11 protein-coding genes, 1 tRNA gene, 1 other RNA gene and 2 pseudogenes are annotated in these 13,896 nt (G+C 70.1%); 7 read left to right on the top strand and 8 right to left on the bottom strand.

Features of this window, described 5'->3' with window-relative positions; all coding sequences use genetic code 11:
* Positions 1 to 6: 6 nt before the first annotated feature.
* The 3 genes from purD to ffs form a co-directional block, all read right to left on the bottom strand.
* Positions 7 to 1,260, bottom strand: coding sequence for a phosphoribosylamine--glycine ligase (gene purD, locus QMK30_RS18215; protein WP_283519293.1), 1,254 nt, complete (start codon positions 1,258 to 1,260; stop codon positions 7 to 9).
* A gap of 63 nt (positions 1,261 to 1,323) precedes the next feature.
* On the bottom strand, positions 1,324 to 3,465 hold the full coding sequence (locus QMK30_RS18210) for a DNA polymerase III subunit gamma and tau (protein WP_283519291.1): 2,142 nt from the start codon (positions 3,463 to 3,465) through the stop codon (positions 1,324 to 1,326).
* A gap of 43 nt (positions 3,466 to 3,508) precedes the next feature.
* Positions 3,509 to 3,607: signal recognition particle sRNA small type (ffs, locus tag QMK30_RS18205), an RNA gene on the bottom strand.
* Positions 3,608 to 3,705: 98 nt separating this feature from the next.
* Between ffs and QMK30_RS18200 the strand changes: the two genes are divergently transcribed.
* From QMK30_RS18200 to QMK30_RS18185, 4 genes are all read left to right on the top strand, one after another.
* A tRNA-Ser gene (locus QMK30_RS18200) sits at positions 3,706 to 3,790 on the top strand.
* A 284-nt stretch (positions 3,791 to 4,074) separates the two neighbouring features.
* Positions 4,075 to 6,507 carry a helicase-associated domain-containing protein gene (locus QMK30_RS18195; protein WP_283519290.1) on the top strand — a complete coding sequence of 811 codons (2,433 nt, stop codon included), beginning with the start codon at positions 4,075 to 4,077 and terminating at the stop codon, positions 6,505 to 6,507.
* A 63-nt stretch (positions 6,508 to 6,570) separates the two neighbouring features.
* Entirely contained in the window at positions 6,571 to 7,992 is a 1,422-nt protein-coding gene (locus tag QMK30_RS18190) for an ATP-binding protein (RefSeq protein WP_283519289.1), read from the top strand.
* Positions 7,993 to 8,521: 529 nt separating this feature from the next.
* Complete coding sequence (locus QMK30_RS18185; RefSeq protein WP_283519287.1) at positions 8,522 to 8,689, top strand: hypothetical protein; 168 nt, start codon at positions 8,522 to 8,524, stop codon at positions 8,687 to 8,689.
* 208 nt (positions 8,690 to 8,897) lie between these two features.
* On the opposite strand, the gene QMK30_RS18180 is transcribed toward QMK30_RS18185, so the two are convergent.
* From QMK30_RS18180 to QMK30_RS18165, 4 genes are all read right to left on the bottom strand, one after another.
* The gene (locus tag QMK30_RS18180) at positions 8,898 to 9,647 is read right to left on the bottom strand and encodes a GAF domain-containing protein (RefSeq protein ID WP_283519285.1); all 750 of its coding nucleotides are present in this window, start codon (positions 9,645 to 9,647) and stop codon (positions 8,898 to 8,900) included.
* A gap of 5 nt (positions 9,648 to 9,652) precedes the next feature.
* Entirely contained in the window at positions 9,653 to 10,372 is a 720-nt protein-coding gene (locus tag QMK30_RS18175; protein ID WP_283519284.1) for a hypothetical protein, read from the bottom strand.
* A gap of 63 nt (positions 10,373 to 10,435) precedes the next feature.
* Positions 10,436 to 10,810, bottom strand: coding sequence for an STAS domain-containing protein (locus tag QMK30_RS18170; protein WP_283519282.1), 375 nt, complete (start codon positions 10,808 to 10,810; stop codon positions 10,436 to 10,438).
* Positions 10,811 to 11,231: 421 nt separating this feature from the next.
* Positions 11,232 to 11,369 carry a hypothetical protein gene (locus QMK30_RS18165; protein WP_283519280.1) on the bottom strand — a complete coding sequence of 46 codons (138 nt, stop codon included), beginning with the start codon at positions 11,367 to 11,369 and terminating at the stop codon, positions 11,232 to 11,234.
* Positions 11,370 to 11,493: 124 nt separating this feature from the next.
* Here QMK30_RS18165 and QMK30_RS18160 point away from each other — a divergent pair.
* The 3 genes and pseudogenes from QMK30_RS18160 to QMK30_RS18150 form a co-directional block, all read left to right on the top strand.
* A pseudogene (locus QMK30_RS18160) lies at positions 11,494 to 11,769 on the top strand (polysaccharide deacetylase family protein); the annotation flags it as partial.
* Between the two features lie 92 nt (positions 11,770 to 11,861).
* Positions 11,862 to 12,656, top strand: a complete 795-nt coding sequence (locus QMK30_RS18155) for a class I SAM-dependent methyltransferase (RefSeq protein WP_283519278.1) — start codon at positions 11,862 to 11,864, stop codon at positions 12,654 to 12,656.
* Positions 12,657 to 12,800: 144 nt separating this feature from the next.
* Positions 12,801 to 13,403: an NAD(P)H-dependent oxidoreductase gene (locus QMK30_RS18150; RefSeq protein WP_283519276.1), complete on the top strand. Its 603-nt coding sequence runs from the start codon at positions 12,801 to 12,803 to the stop codon at positions 13,401 to 13,403.
* An 11-nt stretch (positions 13,404 to 13,414) separates the two neighbouring features.
* On the opposite strand, the pseudogene QMK30_RS18145 reads toward QMK30_RS18150, so the two are convergent.
* Positions 13,415 to 13,818: pseudogene (locus QMK30_RS18145) on the bottom strand (MarR family winged helix-turn-helix transcriptional regulator).
* Between the last annotated feature and the right edge of the window lie 78 nt (positions 13,819 to 13,896).

Here is a 13,896-nt window from a genome sequence, read left to right as displayed (position 1 = left end):
CGGTGCTCAGGCCTCGGAGGCCGCCTTCTGCGCGATGTCCGTACGGTGCTGCGACCCGTCGAGCCGGATCCTGGCCACCGCCGCGTACGCGCGCTCGCGGGCCTGCGTCAGGTCCGTTCCCGTCGCCGTCACGGAGAGGACCCGGCCGCCCGCGCTCAGGACGGCGTCGCCGTCCTGCCTGGTCCCGGCGTGCAGGACGTACGCATCGGGCGCGTCCTCGGCCGCCACCGCGTCGAGACCCTCGATCGGGTCTCCGGTGCGGGGCGTGCCGGGGTAGTTGTGCGAGGCGATGACGACGGTCACAGCGGCATCGTCGCGCCAGTTCAGCGGGGGTTCGGTGTCGAGCGTGCCGTTGGCCGAGCCCAGCAGGATCCGCGCGAGCGGGGTCTTCAGCCGGGCCAGCACCACCTGGGTCTCAGGGTCGCCGAACCGGGCGTTGAACTCGATGACCCGCACCCCGCGCGAGGTGATCGCGAGGCCCGCGTAAAGCAGCCCCGAGAACGGCGTGCCGCGGCGGCGCAACTCGTCGACGGTGGGCTGCAGCACGCTCTGCATGACCTCGTCGACCAGCTTGGGATCGGCCCACGGGAGCGGGGAGTACGCGCCCATGCCGCCGGTGTTCGGACCCTCGTCGCCGTCACGGGCGCGCTTGAAGTCCTGCGCGGGCGTCAGCGGGAGGACGGTCACGCCGTCGGTGATCGCGAAAAGCGACACCTCGGAGCCGTCGAGGAACTCCTCGATGACCACGTTGTCGCAGGCCAGCGCGTGTGCGCGAGCTTCTTCGAGATCATTGGTGACGACCACGCCCTTGCCTGCGGCGAGGCCGTCGTCCTTGACGACGTAGGGAGCGCCGAAGGCGTCCAGCGCGGTGTCGATCTCTTCGGGGGTGGTGCAGACATAACTGCGGGCGGTGGGGACGTTCGCCGCGGCCATCACGTCCTTGGCGAAGGCCTTGGAACCCTCCAGGCGGGCGGCCTCCCCGGACGGGCCGAAGCACGGGATGCCCGCCGCGCGCACGGCGTCGGCGACCCCGGCGACCAGCGGTGCCTCCGGACCGACGACAACGAGGCCGGCGCCCAATTCGGTGGCGAGCCGGGCCACGGCAGCGCCGTCGAGGGCGTCGACCGGGCGCAACTCGGCCACCTCGGCGATTCCTGCGTTGCCGGGGGCGCAGTACAGCGCGGTGACGTCGGGATCGAGGGACAAAGAGCGGCACAGGGCGTGTTCGCGGGCGCCGCCGCCGATGACGAGGACCTTCACGGGGTGCAGCCTAGCCCGCGCACCGGGGTCCCCCCGCCGGGCAGCTCGCCCGGCGGTCCTGCCCTACTCGTTGTTGAACTCCTCGACGACCGTCGCGCCCAGCTCCCGCATGATCAGGTCGTGACCGGACAGCGCCGAGTCGACGAGGTCCGCGTCGTCCTCCTGCGGTACGTCGTCTTCGATCGCGACCCGGGGCGGCGGGGGTGCGTCCGAGCCGTAGGAGGACTCGGGCGCTGCCCCCTGCGGCGCCTGCTGCCCCTGCGGCTGGGACTGGGGCTGCTGCTGCTGCTGCTGCGCCTGACGGTCCTGCGACTGGGGTGCGGCAGGCTGGCCCTGGGAGGCCGCCGGGGCGGGGCGCGGGGCCTGGACGGGCGGCTGGGCCGGGGCGGGCGGCCGCCCGGCGAAGCCGCCTCCGGCGCCACCGGGCGACGGCTGGGCGCCGCCGCCGGTCGGGTCGACGAGCGCCTCGACCTTCCACTTCACGTTGAAGGACTCGGCGAGCGCCTCCTTGAGGACATCCTCGCTGCCGCTGCTCGCGAAGTTGTCCCTGGCGCCGGCGTTGATGAAACCGATCTGCAGGGTCGTCCCGTCGAAGCCGGTCACCTGGGCGTTCTGACTGAGCAGGATCCAGGTGAAGCGGCGCTTGTTCTTCACGGCCTCCAGGACGCCGGGCCACATGCTCTGCACGTTCAAAATGCCCTGGCCGCCCGTTGTGGGTGCGGCGGCGGGGGCCGGGGCGCCTGCCGGGGCCGTCGGCGCGGGCCCGGCCTGCGGGGGCCCGGCGGGCGGGGGCGTCATCGGCCCCTGTCCCGGCGCCGAGGCCGTCGGCCAGCCACCGGGCCGGCGCGCGGGCTCCACCGCGGGAGCGGGGGCGGCCGGAGGAGCGGCCGGGGCGGGCATGGCCGGGGCGACGGGGGCGGGGGCCATCGGGGCGGGCATCGCCGCAGCCGCCGGGGGGGCCTCCGCCCGTACGGCCGCATGTGCCTGCGTCTCCGGCCCCGGCACGTACCCCATGGGGGGGCCGGGCGCCGCGGCCATGAACGCGCCGCCGTTGCGCTCCAGCCTGTCCAGCCGGGCCTGCAACGAACGCTCGTCGTCGAAGGCTGCGGGCAGCAGCACCCGGGCGCAGATCAGCTCCAGCTGGAGCCGCGGCGACGTCGCGCCGCGCATCTCGGTGAGCCCGGTGTTGACCAGGTCCGCCGCGCGGCTCAGCTCGGCCGCGCCGAACACCGAGGCCTGTGCCTGCATGCGCTCCACGACGTCCGAGGGCGCGTCGATCAGGCCCTTCTCCCGCGCGTCCGGCACGGCGGCCAGGATCACCAGGTCCCGCAGCCGCTCCAGCAGGTCGGCGACGAACCGGCGCGGATCGTTGCCGCCCTCGATGACCTGGTCCACGATCTCGAACGCGGCGGCTCCGTCGCCCGCCGCGAAGGCGTCCACGACCGAGTCGAGCAGGGAGCTCTCCGTGTAGCCGAGGAGGGCGGTGGCCATGGCGTATGTCACACCGTCTTCGGCCGCTCCGGCGAGCAACTGGTCCATGACGGACATCGAGTCACGCACGGACCCGGCCCCGGACCGCACGACCAGCGGAAGCACCCCGTCCTCGACGGGGATGTCCTCCTTGCCGCACACCTCACCGAGGTAGTCGCGCAGCGTCCCCGGCGGCACCAGCCGGAACGGGTAATGGTGAGTCCTCGACCGAATCGTCCCGATGACCTTCTCGGGCTCGGTCGTGGCGAAGATGAACTTCAGATGCTCCGGCGGCTCCTCAACCACCTTCAGCAGGGCATTGAAGCCCGCCGGGGTGACCATGTGCGCCTCATCGATGATGTAGATCTTGTACCGGCTGCCCGCCGGGCCGAAGAAGGCCTTTTCCCGCAGGTCACGGGCGTCGTCCACACCACCGTGCGAGGCCGCGTCAATCTCGATGACATCGATGGATCCGGGCCCGGTACGAGCCAGATCGAGGCAGGACTGGCATACACCGCAGGGCGTGGGCGTGGGCCCCTCCACGCAGTTCAGACAGCGGGCCAGGATGCGCGCACTGGTTGTCTTTCCACAGCCGCGCGGCCCGCTGAACAGGTACGCGTGATTGACCCGGTTGTTACGCAGGGCCTGCTGGAGCGGGGCAGTGACATGTTCCTGCCCGATGACCTCGGCGAACGACTCGGGACGGTAGCGGCGGTACAGCGCAAGGGACGACACGTATACGAGGTTATCGGGACCCACTGACAACTGTTCCCGCGCAAACGAAAGCGCCCCCCACGCACCCGCCAGAGCCCACTTACCCTTGCTGCCTTCCGGCCCTGGGGGAGTTCGGTGAGATAGCGCCACGTGAGGGGCTGGCCCCCAGCCTAGCGGATGGTCCCCCCGGAAAACGACCCGGGTTCCGGCTACCGGGAACGCGTTCGCGAGCACCCCTCAGCGTCTTGTATTGTTTGCGGCGGAGGATTCGCCTAGTGGCCTAGGGCGCACGCTTGGAAAGCGTGTTGGGGGCAACCCCTCACGAGTTCGAATCTCGTATCCTCCGCACCCGCCTGAACAGGCGAAACGAAGGGCCGAGCCGCAATTGTGGCTCGGCCCTTCGGCGTGTAGTGGTTGCACTTCTGGTTGCGTTTATATCGACACATTCAAGACATTTCGGCGTACTCATGGCCAGACCTGGTGCCGCTGGACCTCGAGGCGCCAGCGAGGCGACGGGCATCTGTCCGCGTACGGCACCCGCGGATCATGGGAATGCGTCATCCTTGAGTCCGTGCCGGACCGGCTCCGGTCCTGTTGCGGCGTTCCCTGATTTGTCGAGGTGCACCCCACATGAAATCTCGGTCGACGCTCGTAACATGGCTGAGCGACCTCGACGGCTCCCGCCTTGCACGCGTGCTCGCAGTCCGGAAGGACACCGCGTCCCATCCGGAACCGCGCTCGGTGGGGGAACTGGCAGACCGTCTCCAGCGCCCGGGGTCCGTGGCACTCGTCCTGCCACAACTCACGCTGCCGTGCCTACAGGCTGCTGAGGCCCTGGCGGCCCTGGGAACCCGAGCGACACGGGACAGCCTCGCGGAGTTGCTCGGCGCGACGACACTCGCGGCGGCACGCTCGCTGGACATGATCCTGGAGGCGCTGTCCGATCACGCGCTCGTCTGGCCGGACAGCAACGGGACGCTCCGCATGCCGGCACCCCTGCGGCAGGCGTGGGACGCGCCCCTGGGCCTGGACGCCCCGCTGCAAGAGCTACTGGCGGGCACGACCTCGGAGGAACTGCGCGGCATGCTGGCGGCCCTGGACATCAGGCCGCCCGGCACCAAGCAGCAGCGACTCGCGGCCCTGGTGGAACACCACAGTGACCCGGAACGGATCGCCGCGGTGGTGGCGCGAGCACCAGCGACCACACGAAAGTTGCTTGAACACCGCGCGAGGTCCGCACCGGATCAGCCGCTGTTCATCGCGTTCGGGGCTCCTGGCCCCGGCCTCCAACCGGGCGCCCGATGGGCGTTCGACCGGGGACTTCTTCTTCAGGACCGCCACCGGTACGGGCCCACCCGCATGCCGGTCGAGGTGGCCCTGGCCGTGCGCGGACCCGGCTGGCACGCGCCGTTCGAGCCCCTCCCACCTGTCGCACCACTGGTGTCGGTGACCCCCTCGGAGGTGGAGCGGGAGGCCGCGGTCGCCGCCACGTCGTTCGCGGCCCATGCGGCCTCGGTCCTGTCGACCTGCGCGACGGCTCCACCGGCCCGGCTGAAGTCGGGCGGGATCGGCGCGCGTGAACTGGCCCGGATCGGCAAGGCCGCCCAGGCCGACGACGCCGTCGTACGGCTCACTCTGGAGACCGCGTACGCCGCTGGGCTGCTGGCCCGGGACGGCGATCGCGTGCCGCCCACCGAGGCGTACGACGCCTGGGCGGAACAGGAGCCCGCGGAACGGTTCGCCGTGCTGCTTCAAGCCTGGCGGAACCTACCGCTCACACCTAGCCGGGCCCGCGACGAGGACAACAAAGCACTCCCCGCACTCGCGGGTGCACCTCCTTGCAACGGCTGCGTGCAGGCCCGCCACGGGCTGCTCGTCGCAGCGGAGGAGCTCCCGGCGGGGCGGGGCATGCGTGCCGCCTCGGATCTGGGACCGCTCGTGGCCTGGCATCGCCCGCTCGCCGACACCTCGCCCGAGGAAACAACCCCGTTCGGCGCCGTGATCCGCGAGGCAGAGCTGCTCGGTGTGCTGGCTCGCGGCGTTCTGTCCCCCCTCGGTGCCCACCTGTTGGCCGCCGACGCCGCGCAAAAGCTGAGCGCCACGGCCCGACGACTGCTGCCCCTGGCCACTACAACGGCGCGGATCGGCGCCGACCTCACCGCCGTCGTCACCGGTACACCGACCGCGCGACTCGCCGCGCTCCTGGATTCGGTGGCCGCCCGGGAGACCAGCGGCACGGCGTCGGTGTGGCGGTTCAGCGCCGGCAGCATCCGCCGGGCCCTGGACGCCGGCCACACCGCTGACGGCATCACCGCCGATCTGGCCGCCGTCGACACCACAGCCTTGCCCCAGCCTCTGACCTATCTCATCGCCGACACCGCACGGCGGCACGGGCGGGTACGCATCACCCCTGCCGGTTGCGTCCTTCACGGCGACGAGCCCGCGCTCCTCGCCGAAATCGCCGTCCACCGCGCACTCTCCAAGCTCGGCCTGCGGCAGCTCGCCCCAACGGTCCTGGTCAGCGGCAGCCCGCTGGAGACCACCCTCACCGCGCTCCGCGCCGAGGGCTACGCCCCCGTGGCCGAGACGGCCGGGGGAACGCTACGCATCGAGAAGGTCCAGCCTCACCGGGCTTCCACTCCCATTCCGGCCCCACGTGGTACCAGCGGAAAGCCCAGCCGCCGGAGCACGGCCGGCCATCCACCGGAAGCCGCGCCCGCCGCGGTCGAGCCGCGTGTACTGGCCGCCCGGCTGCTGACCGCACCGCCGACCCTCCCGGCCCCCGACCCGTTCGGGACCGGTGTCCCCTACGGCACGGACACCGAGGAGATCGTCGCCGGGTACGCGAAGAACCTGACGTACAGCGATGTCCGGCAGCTCGCCCATGCCGTCGACGCCGTTCAAGCCATCACCGTCGAGTACGTCGCCACCTCGGGCAGTCGAACCGTACGCACTCTCAGCCGGCTCACCCTCGACCCGCCCTACCTCGAAGCCTGGTGTCACCTGCGGGATGCCGAACGCGTCTTCACCCTCTCCCGCATCCACGACGTCATGCCCGAATGAGAGGCGTGATAGTAGCGATGAAGATAGTATCCCTATCGCTACTATCACCTACGGGGGTACCCCATGCATCGTTTCATCGGGCGGGGCCGCGAGCTGAGCGTGCTCCGCAACGCCTTCCAAGCAGTAGGCGATGCCGCCGGGTCGGCGAAACCGGGGCAATGCATCCTCATGCGGGGAAGACGGCGGGTCGGCAAGTCCAGCCTCGTCGAGGAGTTCCTCCGGCGCACGGAGACACCGCACCTCTTCTTCACCGCGGCGGGCGGCACAGCGGAGGACGAACTGACGGAGCTGCTTGACTCCGTCGCCAGATCCACCCTGCCGGAGCGGGAACTGTTCTCGGAGGAGACCCCGGCGCAGTGGAATGCGGCGTTCAGGCTGCTTGCGGAGATCCTGCCCGACGACAGCCCGAGCGTGGTCGTCATCGATGAGGTGCCGTACCTCATGGACCGCATCGACGCCTTCGAGGGGATGCTCCAGCGGGCCTGGGACCGCCTGCTCAGCCGCAAACCCGTACTCCTCCTCCTGGTCGGGTCCGACCTGTCGATGATGGAGGCCCTGAACAGTTACGACCGCCCCTTCCATCAGCGGGGACGGGAAATGGTCGTGGGGCCGCTGAACCCGGCCGACATCGGCGAGATGCTCAGCCTTCCCCCAGCGGCTGCCTTCGACGCCGCCCTGATCACGGGTGGTCTCCCGCTGATCTGCGCGGAGTGGCGGGCCGGAGCGGACGTCTGGGAGTTCCTCAGCGAGGCGCTGGGCAACCCGATCTCGGCGCTGCTGGTCTCCGCCGAGCGCTCACTGGCCGCGGAGTTTCCACCGCAGGCGATGAGCAGGGAAGTCCTGCGGGCCATCGGAACAGGGGAGCGAACCTTCACCAACATCGCGCGCGCCGCCGGTGGCATCGCCCACACCACGCTCACGCGAGCCACGGATGTCCTGACCGAGAAACGCGTAGTGGCAGCCGAGCTGCCCCTCTCACTGCGACCGTCGAAGGAGCGCCGCTATCGAGTGGCCGACCCCTATCTCCGGTTCTGGCTCGCGTTCCTGGATCCGCACATGGCGGAGATCGAGCGAATGAGGGGGGATCTCACCCTGAGCCGGATCAAGGAGCAGTGGACGAGCTGGCGTGGCCGCGCGATCGAGCCCTTGGTCCGGGAGTCCCTCGCCCGTCTCCTGCCGGACGGATTCCTGCCCGGCGCCCCGGCGATCGGCGGGTACTGGACCCGCAGCAACGATGTCGAAATCGACCTGGTGGGCGCCGACCGGCAGCCAGTGGCCAAACAGTTGCTCTTCCTCGGCTCGGTCAAGTGGCTGGAGAACTCCACGTTCGACAGCCATGACCTGGCCGCGCTGCAGAAGCACCGGGCAGCGATCACCGATGAGCCGGTACCGCTCGTGGCGATCTCCCGCAACGGGACCAGCTGTTCCGGGCTCCAAGCGGCGTACGGTCCTGAGGAACTACTCAGCGCCTGGCGCAGGGCGTGAGCAAGGGCTTGGGCCCCGCTGGTTGCAGTTCTGGTCGCGTTCAACTGCGTACAGCACCGTTCACAGACCCCACCCGCATCCGCTGCATCGCAGGTCAGAACGCAACGCTCCTGTACGCCCCGGAACCCCCAGACGAACATTTGGAAAGCGTGTGGGGGGCAACCCCTCACGAGTTCGAATCTCGTTTCCTCCGCACCCGCCTGAACAGGCGAAACGAGAACCCCGGACCGCTCAGCGGCCGGGGTTCTCGGCGCGCCTCGGTCTCAGTCCTGGTCTCATTCACTGCTGACATGAGCGGCATTTCGCCCCCTCGGCTTCCCGTCGACGGGCCGAGCCACAGGACATCGCCTTCTCTCAAAAGCGGGTTTCTGCCCCCGGAGGCGGGCGTCCCTCGCAATGCGCCATTCTGGGGCACGTGCAGTACCGGTTCCGGTTCGGAGCCCAATGGCGCCTTGCCGCCGCCCCGGTCCCGCCTCCACGCCTGCCCGTCGGCGTGTCGCACCGCCGGAACACGAGCGACCGTACAGCGGTGGCTCCGGCGACCGTCGACCTGAGCGCCAGGCTGGGAGCCACCCCGCCGACCGGACCGAACCCCGATCCGGCCAACGGAACCCCCTTCGACGGCGACACCGAGGAGATCATCTCCGGGTACACGCGCCTGCGTGCCGAGTGCGGGCCGGGCAGCCCCCGGGACTGAGCGCACGAGTAAGCAGCGCGATACCGAGAGTATGTATGGCGGCGAAGAAGGTAACGATGGCGATTCCCGAGGATCTCCTGGACGAGATCCGCACGGAGGCGTACGTCCCGACGCTCTGGTCTCATGCCCCCCATCGAGCGCCGTTCATGCCGTATGAGTGCTCGCATCCGTCATGCCGTTGCCACGAAGCGCGCACATGAGGCGCCGCTCAGCGCCGGGGAGGTGCGATGGCCGGGTGGGGGATCAGGGTGGTGTCGAAGTCGCCGTCGGCGATCTCGCGCGCGAGCTGTGCGAGCTGACGTCGGTGGGCGCGGGCGTACGAACGGAAGGCGGTGAACGCCTCGTCGACCGAGATGTTCCAGCGTTCCGCGAGGATGCCCTTGACCTGTTCCAGGACGATGCGGCTGGTGAGGGCGTACTGGAGTTGGGCACGCTCGATGTGGCTGTGGTCCAGGGTGCGCTGTTGCAGGATGGCGATGGTCGCGATGTCTGCCAGGGCCTGGGCGAGGGTGACGTCCTGATCAGTGAGGGGGTTGGGGTCGGTCTGGAACAGGGCGAGTGCGCCGATCACGCGGCCGCGTAGCCGTAGCGGGAGTGCGTTGGTGGCCACGAAGCCGGTCGCGTGGGCGCGGGTGGCGAACTGCGGCCAGTTCGCCGTGGTCTTCGGATCGGTGAGGCTGATGTTGGTGCGGGCCCGGCCGCTCTTGTAGCACTCCACGCAGGGGCCTTGGCCGTGCTGCAGGGCGAAGAGTTCGAGCAGCCGGGTGTGTTCGTCGGAGGCGGCGATGGTCTGCAGCCTGTCGTGCTGGTCTGCCAGCAGGATGCCGACCGCCGCCACGTCCAGCAGTTCCATGCAGCGCACCGAGAGCTGCTGGAGGAAGTCGATGAGGTCGAAGTCGTCGGTCAGGGAGTCCGCGACTTCCACGAAGACCTCGGTGAGCCGTTGTTCGCGGGGCATGTCGATCAGTCCTTGTCTACGACGGTCGGGGGCGTGCCGTTGCCGTTGCCGTTGCGGCCCAGACGAAGCCGCCGGTCCACCACGTCGTGGGAGATGTCGGTGATGGAGCGCCCACTGCTGTAAGCATGCCCGCGCAGCCGAAGAAGGGCTTGGGCCAGGGGCAGGGCGAGTTGGACGCTGACCATGCCCGTCGCCTGGTGGATCACGGCGTGCTGCAGAGTGCCGGCGACGTCCACGGGTGTCTCGCCACCGCTCAGGCACCGGGCGGTAAGCGCGTCGGCCAGGATCAGCGCGTCATCGGTCTGCTGTGCGGTGAGCGGGCCCGGGGTGACGCGTATGACGGTCAGGACACCCGTGCGGATCGCGCCGATCCCCATCGGGAAGCAGAAGACCGCACGGGTAGGCAGGCCGAGGGCCTCCATGGCCAGCGCGGGCCAGCGCGCAAGGCGAACGCCGGCCAGGTCGGGCACCCACACCATCGCACCGGTGCGGGCCGCGTCGGGCCCAGGCCCCTCCCCGAGGGTGAGCTGAAGGTCCTCGAAGCGGCGTGTCGCCGCGTCCGAACACCACAGGAGCTCGGTGAGGTCGCCCTCGGTGACCAGGGAGACCGCGAGGCCGTCCACGCCCAGGGCGGCGGCGCCGGCCGCGGTGACATCAGCGACCTGGCCGGAGCCGTCGTCGGACTGCAGCAGGCGCAGAACCCCGACCATGCGGTCACTGATCACCCGCCACCACCTCGCCCCGTGCCGGCTGGGTCGGGCTGGCTCTTGGTCGTGCTCCCCGACCCGTCATGAGGCCAGCGACGTGGGACGCGCGACTGCCAGGTCGTCCGTAACGGCGACAGACAGCGCGGGTACCAGGGGCCGGTCGTACAGGAGGAAGCCGGTGGCGGTCAGATCCGGGAGGCGGGTCAGCATCGGACTCGGGTGGCGCAGCCGCAGCCACCCGCCGGCTGTGGTGGTGAGCTGAGCAGCGGTCAGGAAGGCATTGAGGCCGCTGACATCGCAGAAGGTGAGGAGGGTCAGGTCGATGTCGAGCGCACGGATTCCGTCCCGCAGACAGTCCTCGGTCATCACGCGCACAGAGGGTGCCGTCTCCAGGTCAAGTTCACCCGCCAGAGTGGTGGTCGCGTGGCTTCCCCGGTCGTGCCGGTGGAGGTTCAAGCTTGACAGAAACAGGCATGGTGCCTCAGTTCTTGTGACCACTTGGTGCAGCGCTGGAGTGGCCTGAGGCTTTCGGCCACACCCGGCACGCTTTCCTCGTGGTCGGATGCCTTACAGGTCAGGCAGAAAGGACGGATGGCAGCCCTGTTTCCAGGGCGGTGAACCCGGCCGGCTTCGCCTCGAAGGTGGGCCTGCGGCAGTCCAGACGAATCGTCCACTCCCCGCGGGCACCAGCACGACAACAGCATGGGCGACGCCGGGGTCTGGGACGTCCATCGCAGCATAGCCCTCGTGCCCACCCCCCCGGCAGCCGTTCCTCGGTTACCCTTTCCACCGGCCCTGCGGCTGTCCTCGCCGTACGGCCCTGCGGGCTCACACGCTGACCGGTGGCCGCCTGAGGACGTGCGAGCAGCCACCGCCGCTACGCCGCGCGAAGGCGCCACAACGTACGTCGCCACTCCCGCTGCATCTCCTGCGGGAGCTTCTTGCCCTCCGTGGTGGCGACCAGGGCCACAGCTACGTCCCTGAGTTTGATGTTGCAGCGCTGCGATACGTCCACCAGCCGTGTTCCAGGCCCCCTGCCTGGAACACGGCGCCAGGGCCATCACCATCCCGCATGCCTGGTCGACCACCGCGTGGCTGACCAGCGCCTGCCCCAACTGCTTGTTCTCGGCACGCAGGAAGTGTCCCGGATCAGCCGGGAGTTGGGGCTTTCACAGGTGCTGTGGAGTGCCACCGCGAAGGACTACTCCACGACCGACTCGGACCTCATCACCCGGCGCGTCCTCGACGCCTCCGAGCGCGACGGCATCATCCTGCTCCACGACATCTACGACGGGACCGTGCCGGCCGTCCCGGGGATCATCAGCGCGCTCAAGGAGCGCGGCTACACCTTCGTCACCGTCCCCCAGCTCTTGGCGCCCGCGACGGCGGAGCCGGGCGCGGTCTGCAAGCCCTGAGCCCCGCGCCGCGCTCCATCTGCCGAAGACCCTCGCCAGAGCCCGTCGCCCGAGCACCTCTCCGAAGCCCCCCCACCACCCGAAGGAAGCCCATGCCGAGGAAGACGGCCAAGTCGCTTTCCGCCAATCGCTCCGCCCTCTCCCACCGCGTCGGTTATGCCCTGCGCGACCCGGCCCGCGTCGTCCCCCGTCTGCGGCGCTCGGCCCGTGACAGGTGGCTGAGCCTCAAGCACCCGGACCATGTCGCCTACTACCGGGCCGTGATGACTTCGGACACGGCCCGTAACCCCGAGGCGGCGGTGGGCAGCAGGAGCCACGACCGTTGGCTGGCGCTCGGGCAGATGCAGTTCGACTGTCTGACGGAACACGGCCTCCGGAGCGAGCACCGCATGCTGGACATCGGCTGCGGCAACCTCCGTGCGGGCCGTTACTTCATCGAGTACGTGGCCCCCGGCCACTACTACGGGATCGACATCCCGCCGGAAATCCTGGTGTCCGCCAAGGAGACGGTGACCAGGTACGCGCTCCAGGAGAGGCTCCCGCATCTGACGATCACGCAGAACCTCACCCTCGGCATCCTGCCCGACGGGTACTTCGACGTGGTGCACGCGCGCAGCGTGTTCTCGCACTCGCCCATCGGGATCATCGACGAGTGCCTGGCCCATGTGGGACGGGTGCTGGCTCCCGGCGGCTACTTCGACTTTACCTTCGACCGGACCGAGGGCGTTGAACACCAGGTCCTGCGCGAGGACTTCTACTACCGTACGGACACCCTGATCCGGCTGGCCGAGAAGCGCGGCCTCACCGCCCGCTTCATGGAGGACTGGGAGACACGCCCGCACGGCCAGTCCAAGATCCGCGTCACCGCACCCGGCCAACGCGCCTGATCGCACGCCCTGTCACCCACCCGGTCGCGCACCTGATCAAGCCGACTCCGCACGACCCGGACCCCGGCCCCGCCGACAATGATGACCAGCCGGGGACAGCCGGGACAGTCAGGGACAGTCAGGGACAGCCGGGAAGGGTGAATCATGGTGCGTATCGCGGTCTATCTAGCTCATCCCCGTCCGGGAAGCTTCAACCACGCTCTCTTCGACGCCGTGGTCGAGGAGTTGCGCGGGCGCGGGGCGAGCGTCTTCGCCCATGACCTCTGCGCCGAAGGGTTCGACCCGGTGCTGTCCGCCGACGAGACAGACACGGTCCTCCCGGCCCTACTCCCGCAGGACTCGCAGGTGGCGCGGCACCGGGCGGAGGTGGCGGCACTCGATGCCATGGTCTTCGTCCATCCCAACTGGTGGGGCATGCCACCCGCCGTCCTCACCGGGTGGATGCAGCGCGTGCTCGTCCCCGGTGTCGCCTACAAGCTGGGTGGCGGGGCCGCCGGGAAGCCCGCCGGGCTGCTGAAGGCCGGCCGGGCCCTGGTGCTGAATACGTCCGACACCCCCGCCGACCGCGAGGGGAGCGAGTTCGGCGACCCGCTCCAGCGGATCTGGGCCGCCTGCGTCCTGCCGTACACGGGGGTCGAGGACATTCGCCGGGTCGTCTTCCGTACCGTCACCGACTCCACCGACGCGGAGCGCGCGGCCTGGCTGGACCGGGCGCGCGCGCAGGCCGCCGCGCTCATGGCCGCCTGACGCCCGTGTGATCAGCCGGTGTGACCAGGCCTGCGCAATCGGCTGGGGACCACGGCCCGCTTCAGCAGGTCGTGGAGGGTGGACTGCTCCTGGTGGGTCAGGCCCGCCAAGGGGGAGTCCTGCACCAGGAGGCCGATCAGGCGCTCCCGGAACGCGACGCCCTCCGGGGTGAGGACCAGCTGCTTGGCGCGGCGGTCCGTGGGGTGCGGGCGGCGCTCGATCAGGCCGAGCTTTTCGAGCTTGTCGACGACGAAGGTGGCGTTGGAGGGCTCGCAGCTCATGCGCTCGGCGAGGTCCCGCATCGTCATCGGACCCGTCATCTCGCGCAGCGCGGTCGCCTGGGGGCCGTGAGCTCCAGCTTCGTGGCGCGCTCGCGCACATGGTCCCCGATCTGGCGGGCCAGCCCGTTCACCATCCCGCAGAGCTCCCGCTCGGCGACGGCCTCGGGCTCGGCTTCGGGGGAGACCTGCTGGTCGGCCTGTGGGTCCGGTGC

Source organism: Streptomyces sp. H27-C3, from assembly GCF_030063415.1.
Classification (GTDB): domain Bacteria; phylum Actinomycetota; class Actinomycetes; order Streptomycetales; family Streptomycetaceae; genus Streptomyces.
Note: the sequence above shows the minus strand (reverse complement) of the source record. Positions and strands in the feature narration are given on the sequence as shown.